This is a genomic window from Arthrobacter sp. Br18, from assembly GCF_000520555.1.
In the GTDB taxonomy this organism is placed as follows: Bacteria; Actinomycetota; Actinomycetes; order Actinomycetales; family Micrococcaceae; genus Arthrobacter_D.
In genome coordinates this window covers 1-17,131 of sequence record NZ_AZSA01000234.1, presented here as the reverse complement: position 1 = coordinate 17,131, position 17,131 = coordinate 1, and the positions used below count along the sequence as shown (strand labels likewise).

At 62.4% G+C, this 17,131-nt stretch carries 16 protein-coding genes, 2 pseudogenes and 3 riboswitches; of the genes and pseudogenes, 10 read left to right on the top strand and 8 right to left on the bottom strand.

Features of this window, described 5'->3' with window-relative positions; all coding sequences use genetic code 11:
* A partial coding sequence (locus tag Y704_RS24725) for a hypothetical protein (protein WP_216698919.1) occupies positions 1 to 213 on the top strand: 213 nt, incomplete at its 5' end.
* Between the two features lie 66 nt (positions 214 to 279).
* Positions 280 to 1,478, top strand: a pseudogene (locus Y704_RS0100760) (IS3 family transposase).
* A gap of 692 nt (positions 1,479 to 2,170) precedes the next feature.
* Here the strand turns inward: Y704_RS0100760 and Y704_RS0100755 are convergent.
* From Y704_RS0100755 to Y704_RS17900, 4 genes are read right to left on the bottom strand one after another with little or no spacing between them, the layout of a single operon-like run.
* The gene (locus Y704_RS0100755) at positions 2,171 to 2,968 is read right to left on the bottom strand and encodes a 3-oxoacyl-ACP reductase (RefSeq protein ID WP_051476559.1); all 798 of its coding nucleotides are present in this window, start codon (positions 2,966 to 2,968) and stop codon (positions 2,171 to 2,173) included.
* The gene (locus Y704_RS17905) at positions 2,968 to 4,515 is read right to left on the bottom strand and encodes an acyl-CoA reductase (protein WP_051476558.1); all 1,548 of its coding nucleotides are present in this window, start codon (positions 4,513 to 4,515) and stop codon (positions 2,968 to 2,970) included. Before Y704_RS17905 ends, Y704_RS0100755 begins: the two co-directional genes overlap by 1 nt.
* Complete coding sequence (locus tag Y704_RS0100745; RefSeq protein WP_051476557.1) at positions 4,512 to 5,690, bottom strand: LuxE/PaaK family acyltransferase; 1,179 nt, start codon at positions 5,688 to 5,690, stop codon at positions 4,512 to 4,514. The genes Y704_RS17905 and Y704_RS0100745 overlap by 4 nt, the downstream gene beginning before the upstream one ends.
* Entirely contained in the window at positions 5,687 to 7,129 is a 1,443-nt protein-coding gene (locus Y704_RS17900; protein WP_051476556.1) for a sodium:solute symporter family transporter, read from the bottom strand. The genes Y704_RS0100745 and Y704_RS17900 overlap by 4 nt, the downstream gene beginning before the upstream one ends.
* Before the next feature lie 13 nt (positions 7,130 to 7,142).
* Positions 7,143 to 7,257: riboswitch (TPP riboswitch) on the bottom strand.
* A gap of 135 nt (positions 7,258 to 7,392) precedes the next feature.
* A riboswitch (TPP riboswitch) is annotated at positions 7,393 to 7,495 on the top strand.
* Here Y704_RS17900 and thiM point away from each other — a divergent pair.
* The 3 genes from thiM (at position 7,478) to thiD (ending at position 9,848) form a co-directional block, all read left to right on the top strand.
* A complete protein-coding gene (thiM, locus tag Y704_RS0100735) occupies positions 7,478 to 8,320 on the top strand; it encodes a hydroxyethylthiazole kinase (RefSeq protein WP_026548715.1) in 843 nt (280 codons plus the stop codon). (Overlaps the previous riboswitch by 18 nt.)
* Positions 8,321 to 8,370: 50 nt before the next feature.
* A complete protein-coding gene (gene thiE / locus Y704_RS25610; RefSeq protein WP_253904172.1) occupies positions 8,371 to 8,988 on the top strand; it encodes a thiamine phosphate synthase in 618 nt (205 codons plus the stop codon).
* Positions 8,976 to 9,848, top strand: a complete 873-nt coding sequence (thiD, locus tag Y704_RS25605; protein WP_026548713.1) for a bifunctional hydroxymethylpyrimidine kinase/phosphomethylpyrimidine kinase — start codon at positions 8,976 to 8,978, stop codon at positions 9,846 to 9,848. Before thiE ends, thiD begins: the two co-directional genes overlap by 13 nt.
* 76 nt (positions 9,849 to 9,924) lie before the next feature.
* Here the strand turns inward: thiD and Y704_RS0100720 are convergent, their stop codons facing one another.
* Positions 9,925 to 11,217: an MFS transporter gene (locus Y704_RS0100720; RefSeq protein ID WP_051476554.1), complete on the bottom strand. Its 1,293-nt coding sequence runs from the start codon at positions 11,215 to 11,217 to the stop codon at positions 9,925 to 9,927.
* Positions 11,210 to 11,318, bottom strand: a riboswitch (TPP riboswitch). It overlaps the preceding gene by 8 nt.
* Positions 11,319 to 11,978: 660 nt before the next feature.
* On the opposite strand from Y704_RS0100720, the gene Y704_RS23010 reads away from it, so the two are divergent.
* Positions 11,979 to 12,251 carry a ribbon-helix-helix domain-containing protein gene (locus Y704_RS23010; protein ID WP_081747317.1) on the top strand — a complete coding sequence of 91 codons (273 nt, stop codon included), beginning with the start codon at positions 11,979 to 11,981 and terminating at the stop codon, positions 12,249 to 12,251.
* Complete coding sequence (locus Y704_RS0100715; RefSeq protein ID WP_026548711.1) at positions 12,248 to 12,496, top strand: hypothetical protein; 249 nt, start codon at positions 12,248 to 12,250, stop codon at positions 12,494 to 12,496. Before Y704_RS23010 ends, Y704_RS0100715 begins: the two co-directional genes overlap by 4 nt.
* 95 nt (positions 12,497 to 12,591) lie before the next feature.
* On the opposite strand, the gene Y704_RS0100710 is transcribed toward Y704_RS0100715, so the two are convergent.
* Both Y704_RS0100710 and Y704_RS0100705 read right to left on the bottom strand, forming a co-directional pair.
* A complete protein-coding gene (locus tag Y704_RS0100710; protein WP_155850139.1) occupies positions 12,592 to 12,852 on the bottom strand; it encodes a type II toxin-antitoxin system RelE family toxin in 261 nt (86 codons plus the stop codon).
* Between the two features lie 29 nt (positions 12,853 to 12,881).
* Positions 12,882 to 13,157 (bottom strand): type II toxin-antitoxin system Phd/YefM family antitoxin, encoded by a 276-nt coding sequence (locus Y704_RS0100705; protein ID WP_026548709.1) that lies wholly within the window; start codon positions 13,155 to 13,157, stop codon positions 12,882 to 12,884.
* A gap of 299 nt (positions 13,158 to 13,456) precedes the next feature.
* Here Y704_RS0100705 and Y704_RS17895 point away from each other — a divergent pair, with 299 nt between their 5' ends.
* Genes Y704_RS17895 through Y704_RS17890 form a run of 3 tightly spaced genes read left to right on the top strand, consistent with a single transcriptional unit; the run spans position 13,457 to position 16,002 of the window.
* Positions 13,457 to 14,170, top strand: a complete 714-nt coding sequence (locus tag Y704_RS17895; protein ID WP_253904171.1) for a plasmid pRiA4b ORF-3 family protein — start codon at positions 13,457 to 13,459, stop codon at positions 14,168 to 14,170.
* On the top strand, positions 14,133 to 14,786 hold the full coding sequence (locus Y704_RS24940) for a glycogen debranching N-terminal domain-containing protein (protein WP_343212789.1): 654 nt from the start codon (positions 14,133 to 14,135) through the stop codon (positions 14,784 to 14,786). The genes Y704_RS17895 and Y704_RS24940 overlap by 38 nt, the downstream gene beginning before the upstream one ends.
* Complete coding sequence (locus Y704_RS17890; protein ID WP_253904169.1) at positions 14,767 to 16,002, top strand: amylo-alpha-1,6-glucosidase; 1,236 nt, start codon at positions 14,767 to 14,769, stop codon at positions 16,000 to 16,002. The genes Y704_RS24940 and Y704_RS17890 overlap by 20 nt, the downstream gene beginning before the upstream one ends.
* Positions 16,003 to 16,103: 101 nt before the next feature.
* On the opposite strand, the pseudogene Y704_RS17885 reads toward Y704_RS17890, so the two are convergent.
* A pseudogene (locus tag Y704_RS17885) lies at positions 16,104 to 16,716 on the bottom strand (recombinase family protein).
* Positions 16,717 to 17,131: the final 415 nt, after the last annotated feature.

Below are 17,131 nucleotides of genomic sequence, written 5' to 3'. Positions count from 1 at the left end.
AACCTCCGCCCACCCAGCCGCTCACGGCGCAACCGAAAACAACAGTGGAACATCCCCGGACAGACAGGCCCGGAGATCAAACCTGCCGCCAGCCGGAAACACAATCCAAAATCAAAAACCGGCACTCACCACCAGCCCACCGGTGGATTCAGGCTTAGAGAAAGAAGCTACGGCGGTGGATTTGAGAAGCGTGGACGATCTGGAGTTTTTTGAACAAGTCTCCAGATCGAAAAGCCTCACTGGCCTTGACCCCGTTGAGTGGACACCTCACAAGAGAGAATGTTCATTATGGGAAAGATACGTCGGGAGTTCACTCCTGAGTACAAGGACGAGGCCGTGAAGCTGGTGATCAATACCGGCAGGCCGGTTGCGACCGTCGCTCGGGAGCTCGGCATCAACGAGGCCTCGCTGGGCCGATGGGTCAATACTTTCAAAACTCGCAGTGACACCGGTGAGACCGCGGTCACGGAGTCCGAGCGGGCCGAGTTGCAGAGGCTGCGCAAGGAGAACGCGGACCTGAAACTGGATCGGGCGTTCCTAAAAAAAGCGTCTCTCTTCTTCGCCCAGGAAGCCTCGGATACGAACGGCAAGCGTTCGTCCTGATGCACGCGGAGAAGACCAGTTTCAGTTTTACCCGCATGGCCCGGTTGCTGGAGGTGTCCCGGTCCGGGTACTACGCCTGGACCGTGCGCGCGCCCTCACAGGCCGAGGTCCGGCGGGTGCATATCGAGCAGAAAGTCGCGTTCCTTCACGGCGATTCCGACGAGGTCTACGGGTCTCCCCGGATCCTGGCCGACCTGCGCGCCGACGGCGAAATTGTGTCCCGCAAAACCGTCGCCAAGACAATGCAACGCCTCGGCTTGGCCGGTATCTGCCCGAAGAAATGGAAGACCATCACGGTCATCGACCACGCCGACGCGTACCCGGGCGACGCCGTAAAACGACAATGGGATATCGGGGCCCTGAACCAGGTGTGGGTCGGTGATATCACCTACCTGCGCACCTGGCGGGGCTGGGTGTATCTGGCGACCGTCATCGACGCTCACAGCCGCCGCGTGATCGGTTGGGCCATCGCCGAGCATATGCGGACCGACCTGATCGAGGACGCCCTCCGGATGGCGTTGGTGTTGCGACATATCCCGCCGGTGCGGGTGATCTTCCACTCCGATCGCGGAACCCAACACGCCTCGGCGCAGATCACCACGTTTGCTGCCGCCAACGGCATCACCCGATCGATGGGACTGACCGGGATCTGCTGGGACAACGCGATGGCGGAAAGCTTCTTCGCGACCCTGAAAACCGAGTTCTACTACCGCCGCGTCTGGCCCACCCGGGCCCGTGCGGCCCGGGAAGTCGCGGCATGGATAGAGGACCGCTACAACCGCCGCAGGCGCCACTCCTCGATCGGGCAAATCAGCCCTGTGGACTTCGAGATGCAATACTCATCGAAGCAGGCCGAAGTTCAACTCGCCGCTTAACCCGTGTCCACGAACCGGGGTCAAGGCCACCAATACTGGTGCTCCCAATGGTGGAACCACCCCGAAGCCATCGACAGGCTCCGCGCCCTGTACGAGAGGTGGCTGGAAGCCCAAACCGACGGTGGAATGTCCTCATGGTGGATCGACCACTTCGACCGCCACGCCACAGTCCTGTTCGCCAAACGCGGTCCGTTCGGCGAATGCGGAACGACTCACATAAGTAAGACTGCTCGACGGGTCCTTGCTGTTGAACAGCCTCCAGCAGGTTGGTCTTGGTAGTTCTGCTCATCCTCAGTTTGATGTTGCTGACTTGGCCATGAGTAAGCCCGGCTGCTTATTCCACCAGCAGCGCTGTTCCGAGGCCGATATTGACGGTGCTGTGGCGATGTTGATGTATTGACTGGTGCGGGAGCGGAAGCTCAAGATCCTGCTAGCCATACAAGCAAGGGGTAGGTACAAGACGATGCACCCGGCGTTGAAGATCCCGCCAAGTCTCTTGCCTCATCACTCGCGCAGCTTACGGTAGCGTGGGACAATTCGAAGCTTGGACGTGTCGCAGCATGGGGGCCTTTCCCGGCGAGGGAGATGGCGGTTGCTCATAGTGTTGAGCTCAGATTGGCAGTGCCGAGGTCGGTCTCGCTTTCTGCCACGGATTCCGTAGCGCAGGCCCGTTGATAGATGATGCATTCCGGTTATTTCATGACCAGCCCGCCGTCGACGAACAGGCAGGCCCCGGTCACGAAACTGGACCATTTGCTGGCAAAGAACAGTACTGAGCCGGCCACGTCTTCAGGGGTGGCCAGACGGCGTAGCGGTGTGACTGCTTCGAGTTCGTCGCGTTGTTGATCGGTGGTGGCGTGGCTTGAGTCGGTGGGGTAGACGAGTCCTGGGGCTACGCAGTTGACGGTAATGCCGAGAGGTCCGAGTTCGGAAGCCAGGTTGCGGGAAAAGCCCAGGAGGGCCGTCTTGGCGGTGGTGTAATCGTGGTAGGGGATGCTGGGGCGTTCGATGAGATCGGTGACGAGATTGATGATTCGTCCGTCTCCGGTTGTTTTCATCCCCGGCAACACCGAGCGGCAGAGATTGTACGCGCCGCCAACGCTGCCCTGGAATTGGTTCTGATAGTCCTGCCAGGGAATGTCCCACGCGGTGCTGCGGGTCAACGGATTGAACGTGTAGCTGCGCAGGGCATTGTTGACCAGCAGGTTTACGGAACCGAAGCGTTCAGTGACTTCAGCGACCATCGTGGCCACGGCCTGGGGGTCGGTGACGTCGGCGGGGTAGGCTTCAGCCCGGCCTCCCAGTGCCTCGACGTCCTTGACTACTTGTTGCGCGGCTTCACGGTTTTGCAGGTAGTTCACGACGACGGTGGCACCGTGGGCGCCGAGGGCGCGCGCGATTGCGGCTCCGATGCCGCGGCTGGAGCCGGTGACGATGGCCACGCGGTCGCGGAGCAGGTCACTGGTGCCGAGGCTTTCTCCGAAGGACATCAGAGTTGCCTTCTTGCTGGATCCTGCCGTGCGGGCAGGGTCCATTCCGGGTCGTAATGTTCCAGCGCCGCCTCGGCTGCTCCTTCGATGTCGACCCAGCGGACAAGCGCTGTCAGGTTTCCCCGTCCGTCATGGTGCCACCCTGCTGCTGGTTCGGGCATTTGCCCGACGGCGCAGATGCGGTCGACGCCGCACCGGCCCAGGGCCTGGGCCCAGTCGTCCAGCCGGTCGGGTGAACAGGCCACACCGGCGGTTTGCAGGTAGCGGCGCACGGGAGCGGCGAGGCGTTCGACGTCATCCATTCCATCAACGGGGTGCACGCGCAGGAGCCGGTTCAGCGGTGAGGCTTCGAAACGCTCCGGTTCTTCTTCGTAAATCACGGTCCAGCCGGTGCCGGTGTCACTGGTGAAGAGCTCGATCGTGTCGTCGTTGTAGGCCCGGAATTCGTAGGAGGAGCGAACGCGTTCGATTCCGGCGCTTTCTTCCAACGTGAGTCGGGCGCGGGGTTTGCTCCGTTCGAAGCGGCTCATTTCGGCTGCCAGTGCCGCTGCGAAGGTTTTGGGATCCACTGCTCCGCCGCGTTCGATGAACAGGCAGTGCGGGGAGAGGCACCCTTGCTGGTCATACTGGGAAGCATCATGTGCGGCCCGACGCGCCGTCTCTGTGTAGCGGTTGAGCGCCAACGCCTCTCGGCCGATAACGGCAAAACTCACTTTGTGGCCGTACGGCACGAACGGCATGCCGGGTGGCAGGCGTGCTGCCACGCTTTCAATGGCTGCCCGTCCGCCGGTCGCCGTGACTGCCTCGGAGTGGGTGAATGCCGCTCGTTCAACCTCCTTGTTCCCTCCGGGCCAGTGCAGAATCGCAAGGCAAGCGGCGAGGGCGGGGTCTTCTTCGGCGATGCTTCGGGCAAACAACACCGGAAACAACGGTTCACCGCTGGCAGATTTCCCCAACGTTGCGGATTTGACCAAGAGCCCGCAGATAAGGTTCCACACCGGTAGCCCAGGAACGTTGCCGGCGAAAATCTGGGTGGTCAGCCTCGGTCCGTAGGCTCGTGAGCGTCCTTGCGCCCGGTTCGGCTGGAAGCCGTCGAGCACCAGCGGATTCTCGAAGTCCTGGGAAAGGAATCGAAGCAACCGGTCGCGGCGGAACGTTTTCAGGTAGTCCTTCAGACCCCGGCGGACCATGTCGGGGGCATACCCGGTCACCACGGGCAACAACTCTTCGGCCTGCCGCCTCCAGTAGTAGTCCGGATCGGACCACCTGGTGATTACTCGTCCGAGGATTTCGACGATGTCCATCACCGGCCGCTCCGCAAGGTGATCGGCTTGGATCTGGAGGAGCCGCTGGCACACCAGGTCGATCAGGTGCGGCGTCACGACCGGCATCCGCAGCACGACGCCACCCCATGAGCGGGTTTCCCATGCCAACTCGTCGAGCTCGGTCTGGCTGAGCTGAGGCAGGAAGAACCCATCGAGCACCGGGCCCTCGACGGGCGGGTCGCTTATACGTCCCGGGGTTCCCTGTTCGGGTCCAACTGTCATGCCGATCCGTTCCGATTCGCGGCCAGAATCTCGTCCAGGGCGATCGAACACCCGCGGGCTTCGGTTCCCTCGGCGCGGCCCAGCAGGACGAAACCCTGTGTGTCATCTTGCCGGTGGGTGTCCGGCGGGGTGAGGTAGACGATGTCCTCAGCGAGTACCGCCAGGCATGACCCCCTGTTGGCCAGATCGTAGTGGACAACCAGACCCCGCTGTCCGGGTTCTGCGGATGCTCCGCTTTCGGGGTCCACCACGCGGATCCGCGTCCAGGCTGGGGCGGCTTTGCGGCGGGGCTGATTCTCGATTCCCTGCCAGGAGCCCCTCAGGGTGGTGTCGTAATACTGGGTGCTGATCTCGGTCATTCCGTAGTAGTTGACGCACCAGGAATCAGGTATTCCCAGGCGCCGGCCGAACTGGCCGCGCAGGTCCTCGGCGGATAATTCCCGGGAGCGTCCCTTGAAACCCCCGGTGTCGAGCAGCCGGCTTCCCTTTGGCAAGCGGAAGGAAAGCCCCTCTTCCTCAAAGGCGTCAAGGAGGTGGACGTAGGCGAAAGAGGTGCCCAGCAGTGCGACAGGTTCCCCGATTGCCTCTGCTTCCTGCAGGACCGCTGCGACGCGCCGCCACTGCAGGTCATCGTTGTCCATGAAGTAGGCGCTGCCAGGTGCGCCGAAGAAGTCGACCAGCCGCCCGAAGAAGTAGGCGAGGGAGGAGTGCGGCTGGTCATCAGGCCGGGCATTGAGGACCAGCAGCGGGATGCGCTCGCGGTCAGGCAGGAAGTAATGGGCAAAACCGGCCCGCAAGGACGCGTCATACAGGTGAAGGTGCGGATGGTGGTTGCACCCCCGCTGACTCGGGTTGGTGCTGCCGCTGGTCATGAAGATCGCCGCGGCTTTTTCGGGCGGCTCGCAGGCGAGGGTGAGTTCCTTGAACGCGGTCAACGGCACGGCAGGGATCTGTTCCCAGCTGGTAAGCCTTCCAGGCTCCGCCCGGCGCGAGCGGCAGAAGCGCCGGTAGGCCGGATTGTGTTCGTACTGGTAGGCGAAGAGCTCGAGGGCGAGCCGTCCGAACCCGGAATCATCGGATCCCGCCGGGGCGGCACCGCGCTCGATATACGCCTGAATCCGCAGATCCAATTCGTCGCGGATGCCAGGGGCGGGTATGTCCTGAGTGGCTGTCACCGGATGTTCTCCGGCATCTCCTCGGTGGGACGAGTCGCTCCTGGCGGCGAGGGCAACGAAATGACCCGTGAGTTGAGGTTGGCCAGGTCGGTGCTCCGACCGGCTGCCAAGGACACCAGGATGGTGACGGCGGCCGAGGCGGACAGTGCGGCGAGGAACGGTGGCAGTGCGAGCCCGTCCGAGAAAGTGGCAATAGCAACAGCCGCGGGCAGGCTGCCGCCCACCACGAACCCGTACCCCACGGCAGCGATGAGGCCTGCCAATGCCCCGCTGACCGCCCCGGCAGTTGTGGAGCGGTGCCATAACCCCAGCAGTGCCGGCACAATGGTGGCCGCGCAAAACAAATCAGCGATGAGGAAAAGGCGCAGCACCGAGAGCCCCTGGAAAGCGACCAGGGCCGGGATGACGGTGAACACGATCGTGGCAATCCTTCCCCCGGTCAGGCCCATGGAAGGCACATGGGTGACGGCGACGGCAGCGAGGCCGTTCTGCAGGGTGTCCACGGTGGAGGCCACCAGGGCCAGGGTGAGGATGAGGACAGCCGCAAGGACCCACGCGGGTTGAAGGTCCAACAGGGCAAAGAACGGGACAGGCGGCACCCCAAGGGCCACGCCGTAGGCTGCGGCGAGGAGCCCCACCATGCCTGCGGCGAGAACCACCGGAAAGCGGGCCAAGGCCCCGATGATCGCCCCGCGGGTCAGCGCGCCCTCGTCTCGGGCTGCCCACACCCGCTGCCAGTAACCGTTGTGGAACAGGGTGGTGGCTGTCACCGCCACGATGAGTGTCAGTGCCGCCTCAACGCCGGCCACATCCACGATGAAGAACGCAGGGTCGACAGGGGCACCCTCCCGCGACAGACCTGCGAAGAGAATTGCGGCGACCACGATCAGCAGGGGAAACAACATCCAGGACTGCCAACGATCGGTACGGATCGAGGCGCGGAGCCCTCCGTACGCCGTGTACAGGGCGGTGATCACCGCGACGGCGGCAATGCCCAGACGCGGATCTACGACTGAGAGCCGTCCGAGCACCGCTCCCACCGCGGTCAATTCAGCAGACAAGGCAACGAGCATGTACAGCATCGAAATAGTCAGGACATAGACGTGCATGACCCGTCCGTAACGGAGCCGGACGAATTCGATCAGGTTGTGGCCTGTCGGTACCAGGGACCGCAACCGCCGGCCGACAAGGACCAGACCGATCAGGGGAACGGTGATGGCCACCGCGTACCCCACTACCCCGGCCAGACCCGTGGAAGCACCGACCTCGGGGGCCGCGAAAAGAATCCACGCGCCCACACCGGAAGCAAAGAACGACAGGCCCAATCCGAGACCGTTCTGGCTGTTGCGTGCCACCGCAAATTCTTCGAGGTCGCGGTCGCGTCTGACCGCCAGGCCAACCCAGGCGAATACTCCCAGGACAACGATCAGAATAACCATAGTTGTGGAAAATCCAAGCATCAAAGCACATCCCTTCGCCGGCATTACCCGGACAGGTTCCTGCGGTCGGCGACGCCTTCATTTGCCCTCTCAGCCTGGTTCACACCCAAGCTCCCGCTCTACAGAACCGACTGTAGTCGCGCCAAAGCCCGCGCTCAAACCCCTCGAATTTTCATTCCCTTTGGTAGGCCCTGCCGGAAGCCTCGTGCGGCTCCTGGAGTCGCTCCTGTTCCGTGCGCTGGGCACCGAAAGGCTAGGGTGGCAGTAGTGACACGGGGTGCTGCCCGCCAATGGCGCAGCTGAGAATCCACACCCGTTGAACCTGATCTAGTTCGAACTAGCGAAGGGATGTCGCGGATGGCTATTCGCTTCACATCATCTGACTGTGCTCAGCTGCTTGAAGAATTAAGGGCCCGGAGCCCTCTGGTGCAGTGCCTCACCAACGCTGTGGTGACAAACTTCACCGCGAATGTCCTGCTGGCGATCGGTGCGGCTCCGGCGATGGTGGATATTCCGGAGGAGGCCGGGCAGTTCGCGTCCGTGGCGTCAGGGGTCCTGATCAATCTGGGGACTCCGCGGCAGGAGCAACGGACCGCAATGATCGAGGCCGTCCAGGCTGCCAACGCTGCCGGGACTGCCTGGGTTCTGGACCCGGTGGCCGTCGGGTCCCTGTCCGTGCGAACCGGGCTGGCGCACCAGCTCGTCGGGATGGGCCCGCGCATCATCCGCGGCAACGCCTCTGAGATTCTGGCTTTGGCCGGAGTGGGTGCCGGAGGCAGGGGAGTAGATTCGGTTGAGGCTCCCTCGGATGCGCTGGCGGCCGCCAAGGATATAGCTGCCTCGTCTGCTTCGGCGGTGGCGGTATCGGGTGCGGTGGATCTACTCGTGGGGCCCGAGGGGGAAGCCGTGGGCGTAGCGAACGGGCACGTCCTGCTGACTCGGCTCACCGGTGGTGGGTGCGCCCTCGGTGCGGTAATGGCTGCCTTCGCTTCCCTGACCGAGGACCCGCTGCTGGTGGCAACAGCGGCCACCGGGGTCTACACCATTGCTGCTGAGCAGGCTGCGGCGCGGGTGAGGGGTCCGGGGAGTTTCGCGGTGGAATTCCTTGACCGGCTGGCGGGCATCACCCCCGATGACGTCGTTACGGGACTGAGCCTCCGTCCGGTGGGTGCCCTGGGTGGCATCCGATGAGTCGGCGGGATTTTCGGACAGATCTCAGGCAACACCTGCCGTTATATCTGGTGACTGATACGCGTCAGTGCGGTTCACGGACGGTCGCCGCTGTTGCTGCCGCGGCGGTGGCGGGAGGTGTAACGATGGTGCAGGTGCGGGATAAGGAAGCTCCCGCCCGGGCCTTGCTACAGCTGCTCGTGGCCGTTGCGGAATCCGTTGGGAACAGGGTCCCGGTGCTGGTGGATGACCGGGTGGACATTTTCCTGGCCGCCCGGGCGGCAGGAGCGCAAGTGGCAGGAGTTCATGTTGGGCAGTCCGACCTGCCGGTTGACCTTGCCCGCACCTTGGTGGGCCCGGAGACCATCATCGGGTTGAGCGCGGCAACCGACAACGAGATCAGGGCCGCGCACCGGCTGCCGGCCGGGACGGTGGACTATCTGGGGGTCGGTGCCATTCATGCAACCGCCACCAAGGCCGATCACCCGGAACCATTGAGAATTAACGGATTTGGTGTCCTCGTCGCCGCGAGCACCCTGCCCTGCGTGGCGATCGGTGGTATCAGCAGCGCTGACGTGCGTCCATTGCGCGACGCCGGTGCCGCCGGGGTGGCCGTCGTCTCCGCGGTGTGCGCAGCCGATGATCCCCGGGCAGCGGCCCGGGAACTAAAGGAGGAATGGTGTTCTTGAAAGCGTTGACGCTGCGCGATGTCCCGCGGGTCCTCAGCATCGCCGGAACGGACCCGACCGGCGGCGCGGGGATCCAGGCCGACCTGAAAAGCATTGCCGCTCTGGGCGGGTACGGGATGGCGGTGGTGACATCCCTGGTGGCGCAGAACACCCGCGGCGTCCGCTCCGTGCACACGCCACCGGCATCGTTTCTCACGGAACAGCTTGACGCGGTCAGTGATGACGTGGCCATCGACGCCGTGAAGATCGGGATGCTGGGAGATGTGGCGACCATCGCCGTCGTCCGGGAGTGGCTTCACCGGGCCCGGCCGCCACTGCTGGTGCTGGATCCCGTCATGGTCGCTACCAGCGGGGACAGGCTCCTGGCTGCCGACGCGGAGACCGCGTTACGGGAACTGGTGGGAATGGCGGACCTGGTCACTCCCAATCTTCCCGAGCTCGCAGTTCTGGTGGATGGGCCGATCGCCGTTGACTGGCCTGCAGCTCTCGAGCAGGGCAGGAGACTATCCATGTCCTGCGGGACAGTGGTGCTCGTCAAAGGCGGTCATCTGAGCGCAGAATTTAGTCCTGACGCACTCGTGGATGCCACCGGTCAGCTCGATGGTGCTGACGGGGGCGCCGTCGAATTCGTTTCCCCACGGGTGGCTACCAGGAACACGCACGGGACCGGGTGCTCGCTGTCCTCCGCCGTCGCCACGGCCATGGCGCGGACGGGTGATTGGGCCGGTGCCGTCCGCCAGGCGAAGGACTGGCTGCAGGACGCGCTCACCTCCGCCGACGAATTAGAGGTAGGACAGGGCAACGGGCCCATCAACCACTTCCACCTGTTGTGGACTGCAGCAGGATCAATAACGCGCTGAGACGACAGCCAACACCGACCGGTCACGACGGAACGGGTGCTTCGTGTCCTCCGGGGTGCAACCCCCTTTCGGGCCGCTAGTGGAGTTGGTGCGTTGTGTCGGTTTTCGGGCCGATGAATCCGCCGGCCGCTACCAGAAGCCCGGCAAGGATGAGTAAACCGGCGACTGCCGCAGAACGCCCCAGTAGGTCCTGCAGCGGGGGGAGATAGTACGGGTAAAGGGCGGGAAGCACGATGGAAAGGCTGTAGCCAACCCCGTATCCGCTGGACCGCACGGCAGCAGGGAAGCGTTCAACGAGGTAGGCGCCCACAGGACCGTACCCGGAAACCGTCACAATCTGCAGGGCAACCACCAGCAAGACAACGCCGCTGGTGCTTTCGGCGGAGAACACGCCGAGGAATGTGAGGGGAGCCAGGACCGCACCGACCAGCCCGAATCCGATGAAGAAGGTACGCCGTCCCGTGAAGGTGGACAGATGTCCACAACCGGCCATGACTACCGCGGAGGCGGCTGTGGCACACATCAGGGTGAAGGAGATGGCTTTGGCGTCCAGGCGTCCGTCGAGAGCCAGTTCACTGGTCAGAGTAGGAATTGCCATGTAGGTGAACAGCCACAATCCGCTCATCAGGAGAAAAACCTGCCATAGTGCGCGGCGGTGTTCGCCAATGAAAATGTCCTTGAGGGGGTTGGCCCGTTTGGTCGACTGCTTCCAGATGGGGGAATCCGCAACACGGCTCCGGTAGTAGCCGAGCATGCCGAACGCCAGAAGGGACCCCAACAGGAACGGGACCCGCCAGCCCCAGGCGTTGTACGCGCCCTCGTCAAGCACACTGAGCAACCCGAACACCAGGGCGGCGATGCTGGCATTGGCCCAGGGCGACATCCACATGATGAACCCGCTGACCAACCCGCGCCGTTTCGGCTCCGACCATTCCATGGCAAGGGGAATCGCGGACGTGTACTCGCCGCCCAAGAAGACGCCCCCGACGAATCGCAAAGCAACAATAGTCAGCAGGGTTCCACTGCCGAGAACAGTGTGGCCGGGGACCAGCGCGATGAGCAGGGTGGTGACCGCGATACCGATCAGCGCCACCTGCGTTGTTGCCGCCCGGCCGATCCGGTCTGCTATCGGGCCGAAGATGGCGGCCCCCAAAGGTCTTCCGAGGAGGGTCGCGACGAAAATCAGCCCGGCGTTGCCGGCAAGGTTTTCTGGACCGAACAGGTGGGCGGCTGCCGGTGCCAGGGCGACGACAGGCAGAAAGATGTCAAACTGGTCAACGTAATTGCCGAAGATTCCGCCGCGGATGGCCCGTCGGGCATCGAGCGGCATGGTTTCGTGAGGCTCGGTGGCCACATAGTTTTGAGGCATCAATGTCACTTCCTTCGCCGGCATTACCCGGTGCAGGTTCAACGGTCGAAGCCGCTTCAGCTTCTTCTCAGCCCGTAACGCGGGCTCCCGTGTGGATTGGAACACCTATCATCCCACAGAAGTTCCGAACGAGAAGTGGACACCCGCCCTGCTCGGGGTCAAGCCTCTCAAACGAGGACGAGTAGTACGACCCTCCCGAAGGGATGTCGTACCTGAATCGGTAAGACCAACAACGATCGGATTCCCGAGCGCTCAAGTGCGCATCGAGAGGTTATTACCGAACGCACAGTGGAAGATTCCAACTGAGACGCCGCGTGGGATGAACGTGCCCAATCGCCCAGTGACGCGAGCCAGCCAGCTTACGCATAACTATGCAGTGCCGGGTCGAAATGAATATACGAGATGCAAGGTCACACGCACGGTGTCAACGCTGACCTTGCATTAGGTACTGCTGCAGGTACGACCTCGAATCAGGACCAGGCAATAAAAACTGGATAGTGCGGTGCCCCCTCCATGAACCTGATCATGACTCTGTTCGCAGGGACATAACGTAGCCATCCCATGCGCAACTACACCTGATATCGAACGCTGCGAGTCCGAAGCGTGACGTTGGTTGAAAGCTTCCGCTCACTGTTCGTCCCCTGGTGCACAACCGAGTTTTCTTCACCGAGCACAGATACGGCCCCACGCGGCGCCATCGAGCATTTCCAAGTACCACTCCAAAAGTTTCGCTGACGGACACAATCGGCTATGATTTTTGTATGACAAAAAAGGTCGAAACCGCCAGCGGGGTGCCGGTTACCGAGGACATGATTCAAGCCTGGGCCGATGAGGCTGAGGCAGGTTACACGCCGCAACAGCTACACGCTCCTCGGAGGGGAAGGCCTTTAATGGGTTCAACCCCTGCTGCACAGCTTTCGGTGCGCTTTGAGAAGGAACTGCTCGACTTGGTAAAACAAAACGCTAGTCAACGGCATGTAACCCCATCCGACGTGGTCCGCGAAGCTGTGCGTCAGTATTTGCACGCTTCATGAGCCGAGGCGTCCATGCCGCAGCCAGCAAACATGGCGTAAGTGAAGAGAATGCGCTTCACGCCGCTAGCCATCGAGTGCTCGAAAGGTACCTCGACGAGGGCGATCCCGCCCGTCAATTAATCCTCGGATTCGACACCAACGGGCTGATCCTAGAACTCGTTCTGCTGGTCTTCGACAGCGGCAACGAATTGATCATTCATGCGATGCCGGCACGCAGGCACTACCTCAAGCTGATCACCAGCTAATCACCAGACATGACCTCCGATAACCGACGTTTTGTCAGCTGCGCGCGACCGGGGCAACGCTCGACCAGCGGTGGGGCCCGGGCGCCAGGTGGGGATCAGCGCGGTTTGTATACGCTGGATCGGTGTTCGATGCGGTGAACATACAGGATGCGCTCTTCCACATCGAGTGTGAACAACACGCGGTAGTCACCACGGCGCGCGGTGCGCAGGCCCTGGAGTTCATTGGTGAGGGGCTTGCTGAGCCGGCGAGGATTGTCGGCCAGCGCTCCGGTGACGAATTCGACGGTCGCGGCGGCAGCTTTCTTCGGCAGCTGACGGAATCCCTTCAGCGCGGGGCTGGTGACTTCGACCTTCAATGGGCCTTGGTCGTTCGATGGTGCTTCACTCACCGTGGCGGCAGGCCGAACTCACGGCGGAGGTCGTCGCCATTGACTGTTGTGCCTTCCGTGATGTCGCGCCGGGCCTGCTCCAGATCTTCCCTGATGCCCGGCTGCGACAACCAATGGATGGTTTCCTGAAGTGACTCCAGATCATCAGCGGACATCAAAACCGCCGACGGGTGGCCGTGCCGGGTGATCTGGACGATCTCATGTGTCCTGTCCGCTTCATCGACCAGGGAGGAGAGCTTGTCTTTCGCTTCACTCAATGGGACCGTCTTCATACTCGGATTATAGCCTGAAAACAGGCCAGCAACTAGCCTAATATTTAGCCGATATCCTATCTTATGTAGGTAGAAGTGATCCTATTGCAGAACTTGCAGATCAGGACCCAGTGATACGGCTCCCCCGTTTTCGGGCGTCTAAGCGCTGAAGTCCGCGCCATCGTAGGGGTCCCGAGCCGCGGATGTCTTCTGCTGGGCAAACCTTGGTGTGCATCGCGAACTTCAGTAACTCCTTGGAACTGCCGGGCTGGCAAGATGGTGCCGTGACGGCACACGCTGCAGATGGAGGGTTGGGGTCGATGGTTTTGAGGGTAGAAGTGTCGATCGAGGGTAGCGAACCGCTCATTTGGCGGCTCCTGGACATCGATGCCTCCCTGACCCTGGATAAGGTCCACGAGGTCCTGCAAACGGCTGTGGGGTGGCGGGATGTGCACCTGCATTCCTTTACCGATACCGACCCCTACAGACGGCTGCGGCCCGTCGGCGGACGGGTGCCCGAACCTCGTCGCTGGGTCTCCCGGAACCTGCTGGAAGACAGCGACGAGGACCTGCTCGAGACGGACTGGTCGTTGGGCGAGATCCTCACCCCTGATTCTGGGCCCGTGTTTTACGAATACGACTTCGGTGATAGCTGGACGCACCGCCTTGAACTCACCGAGATCCTGCCCACGTCCGCCGATACCCCACAGGTGCGACTCGTGGACGGAGCACGGCGTGCGCCGTTGGAGGATTCCGGCGGTATCGGCGGGTATCACGACCTGCTCGACACCCTGGCGGATCCCTCCCACGACGAGTTCGAATCCCTGACGGGGTGGGTCGCGTGGACGGCCGGGCCGTGGCAGGACTTCGATCCAGAACGACTGCACATCGATGCTGTGAACACCGAGCTGGCACTACTGTTCCCCGCCCACCCTGCCGAGGACGCCGGCTTTAAGGACCGGCCAGTGATCCACGAAATCGCTGACCGGCTTCCTCGTGGAATGCGGCGTGAGTTCCGGAGCATGGGCGGATGATCATGGTCAGATACGTGGAGTCGGGGCCCAGGGTATTCATTGTGGAGATGACCGCGTCGTGAGCCACGCGGTGCTGATGGTGGACGGAAAAGAGCCAGAATGGGTGTCCACGCAGGTCCACGGTGCACACTCGGTTGACTACGTACACTTCGTGAGGGTGCAGAGCAGTGCGGCGGATCCGTTGGTGCATCTCATCCGGAAGCGCACGGCGGACGCCGCGGGAATCAGCGAATCTATTCACATCGAATCGGCGCAGGATTTTCTTGTGCACCTTGAGGTTGAGTGCAGTATCACCGTGGATAACACTCCGATGGAGAAGGTGAAGTCCGGCAATGCTGCGGCGTCGGAGCTGACCGTTGATGGTCTCGAATGGAACTGGTGTACTGCAGAAACCCGGGCACGGCTCGACGCCGGATCGGCGGCGACACATTTTGCGGGCGACACGATCCGCCTCACCTGGTCGGTTGAGCTCGGGCCGGGAGACGGTGGAGCTTCTCTGGCGCTTGAACCTCTCAGATGCCGGCGCGCCCATGGTGGCACCCAGCACCTTCCCTCTCGAAGCTCCACGCCTCGAGGACCGCAGACTCGATCGACTGATGAGCCGCTCTGTCTCTGACCTCAATGGTCTGCGGATGGCTCCCGCAGGCACACCCTCCGACACTTTTCTCGCGGCCGGCGCGCCCTGGTTCTTCACCATGTTCGGCCGGGATTCATTGATCGCAGCACGGATGCTCCTGCCTCTGGGCACAGAATTAGCGGGCAGCACACTGCGCGCGCTGGCGGCGAGGCAGGGAACCACCACCGATTCCAGCACTGCAGAACAACCCGGCAAAATCCTTCACGAAGTGCGCCGGGCAACCCTCCAATTTGAGGAGGGCGGCAATGGAATAGCACTGCCCCCGGTGTATTTCGGCACGATCGACGCGACACCGCTCTGGATTTCACTCCTGCACGATGCATGGAAGTCAGGACTGCCGGAATCGGAAGTCGAAGCACTACTCGACGCCCTCGAAGCCGCTTTGGTATGGCTACGGGACCACGGGGATTCCGACGGTGACGGTTTTCTGGAATACCTTGATACCAGTGGGCACGGGCTCGCCAACCAAGGTTGGAAGGACTCAGGGGACTCCATTCGTTGGCATGACGGGTCCCTTGCCGAAGGCCCCATCGCGCTGGCCGAAGTGCAGGGTTACGCCTACGAGGCCGCCCTCGGAGGAGCAGCCCTGCTGGAAGCCTTCGGACGCGATGGCGCCGAGAATTGGCGGGCCTACGCCGCAAACTTATCCGAACGATTCCGTGCTTCCTTCTGGTGCGCGGATGACCAGGGGGCCTATCCGGCCATCGCCCTCGATGCCCAAAAAAGGCCTGTCGACGGAGTAGCGAGCAACATGGGCCACCTCCTCGGCACCGGAATCCTGAATGAGGACGAAGAAGCCACAGTGGTCCGGCGACTCATGGACGACACGATGTTCTCTGGCTACGGCATCCGCACGGTCTCAACCACCAACGGGGGCTTCTGGCCTACCCGCTACCACGCCGGCTCTGTGTGGAGCCACGACACCGGAATCATCATCCATGGCATGATGCGCTCCGGCTTCCACACCGAAGCAAGAGCCCTCGCCACTGGGCTTCTCGACGCTGCGGAAGGATTCGACTGGCGCTTGCCCGAGCTATTCTCCGGGCACTCATCAAAGGAAGTCTTCCCACCGGTTCCCTACCCAGCCTCGTGCCGCCCCCAAGCATGGGCCGCAGCGTCCGCGGTTCCCATCGCGACCGCGCTCGGTGCGCTGAATCAATCGAAAGTGGTCACTGCCCTTCACCTGAACGCATAAGTTACGTGCCGATGGTTGGCCGCATACTTCTCGGCCCACGACTCCCCGTTCACACCGTTGTCTGCGGAACCGATCCTCGGCAACGAATACCGCAGCGACCCCTATTTCGAGTTAAGAATCTTCTCCCCATCGGGGCGCAGTTCTCCGGTCGATGAGACGTGGCGGTAGAGGGTCTGGCGTGTGATGCCAAGTTCCTTGCAGAGGTCGCCCACCCTGGTCTCGGGTTTGCCCATGGAGGCCATGGCAAGCCGGATCTTGGCGGGGGTCATTTTGTCGGGCCGACCGCCCTTCCGGCCACGCGCGCGTGCGGAGGCGAGTCCGGCGATGGTGCGTTCGGAGATCAACTCGCGTTCGAATTCGGCCAGGGCGGCGAAGATCCCGAAGACGAGCTTCCCGGAGGCGGTGGTGGTGTCGATGGCTGCGCCCTGCCCGGTCAGGACTTTCAGTCCGATCCCACGTTCGGTGAGGTCGTGGACGATGTTGACCAGGTGCCGCAGGTCCCGGCCAAGCCGGTCCAGCTTCCACACCATCAGGGTGTCGCCGTTCCGCAGAGACTTAAGACAGGAAGCAAGTTCAGGGCGGTCTTCCTTTTTGCCGGAGGCTCGATCTTCATACAGCTGTCCGGACTCAACGCTAGCCGCGATAAGTCCGTCGCTACAGGTCCGTGGTCTGGGACCCGTCGGCTTTGGAAACCCGCATGTAGCCGACCAGCATCAGGTTTTTCCTCCATCATTTATACGGTCGATTACGTGACAACAAGCAGGCTGTGGATTGCATCGATGTTTGGCTCATTTTCGCAGCGATCTATGGCGTACTCGTCCCTCTCAGTGGCGGAGGGTGTTTGACGGCGACGACCGCTGTCGGGTACGTCCGTGGTGGGGGGGGGTGCCCCTATCTGGTTCGTCAAGTCATTTGGCCGGTTTTCGTGAAGAATTTTTGACCGGCTTGTGGGCACGCCAATGCGGTCCGGGTCGTGTGGGGTTGAACCGGATAGTTTCGGGGCTAGCGGGTTGGTTTAGGCTGCTTGAGTTTCTTGGGCGTGGTAGATGGTCCCGTCGCGCAGCATCGCGAACAGGACATTGCAGCGGCGTCTGGCGAGGGCGATAACGGCCTGGTTGTGTCTCTTGCC

Excerpts from the sequence above, each read along its gene's own strand:
- Y704_RS0100755 (WP_051476559.1), bottom strand. The coding sequence starts at position 2,968 with ATGTCCTTCGGAGAAAGCCTCGGCACCAGTGACCTGCTCCGCGACCGC.
- Y704_RS17905 (WP_051476558.1), bottom strand. The coding sequence starts at position 4,515 with ATGACAGTTGGACCCGAACAGGGAACCCCGGGACGTATAAGCGACCCG.
- Y704_RS17900 (WP_051476556.1), bottom strand. The coding sequence starts at position 7,129 with ATGGTTATTCTGATCGTTGTCCTGGGAGTATTCGCCTGGGTTGGCCTG.
- thiM (WP_026548715.1), top strand. The coding sequence starts at position 7,478 with ATGTCGCGGATGGCTATTCGCTTCACATCATCTGACTGTGCTCAGCTG.
- thiD (WP_026548713.1), top strand. The coding sequence starts at position 8,976 with ATGGTGTTCTTGAAAGCGTTGACGCTGCGCGATGTCCCGCGGGTCCTC.
- Y704_RS0100720 (WP_051476554.1), bottom strand. The coding sequence starts at position 11,217 with ATGCCTCAAAACTATGTGGCCACCGAGCCTCACGAAACCATGCCGCTC.
- Y704_RS23010 (WP_081747317.1), top strand. The coding sequence starts at position 11,979 with ATGACAAAAAAGGTCGAAACCGCCAGCGGGGTGCCGGTTACCGAGGAC.
- Y704_RS0100715 (WP_026548711.1), top strand. The coding sequence starts at position 12,248 with ATGAGCCGAGGCGTCCATGCCGCAGCCAGCAAACATGGCGTAAGTGAA.
- Y704_RS0100705 (WP_026548709.1), bottom strand. The coding sequence starts at position 13,157 with ATGAAGACGGTCCCATTGAGTGAAGCGAAAGACAAGCTCTCCTCCCTG.
- Y704_RS17895 (WP_253904171.1), top strand. The coding sequence starts at position 13,457 with ATGGTTTTGAGGGTAGAAGTGTCGATCGAGGGTAGCGAACCGCTCATT.
- Y704_RS17890 (WP_253904169.1), top strand. The coding sequence starts at position 14,767 with ATGAGCCGCTCTGTCTCTGACCTCAATGGTCTGCGGATGGCTCCCGCA.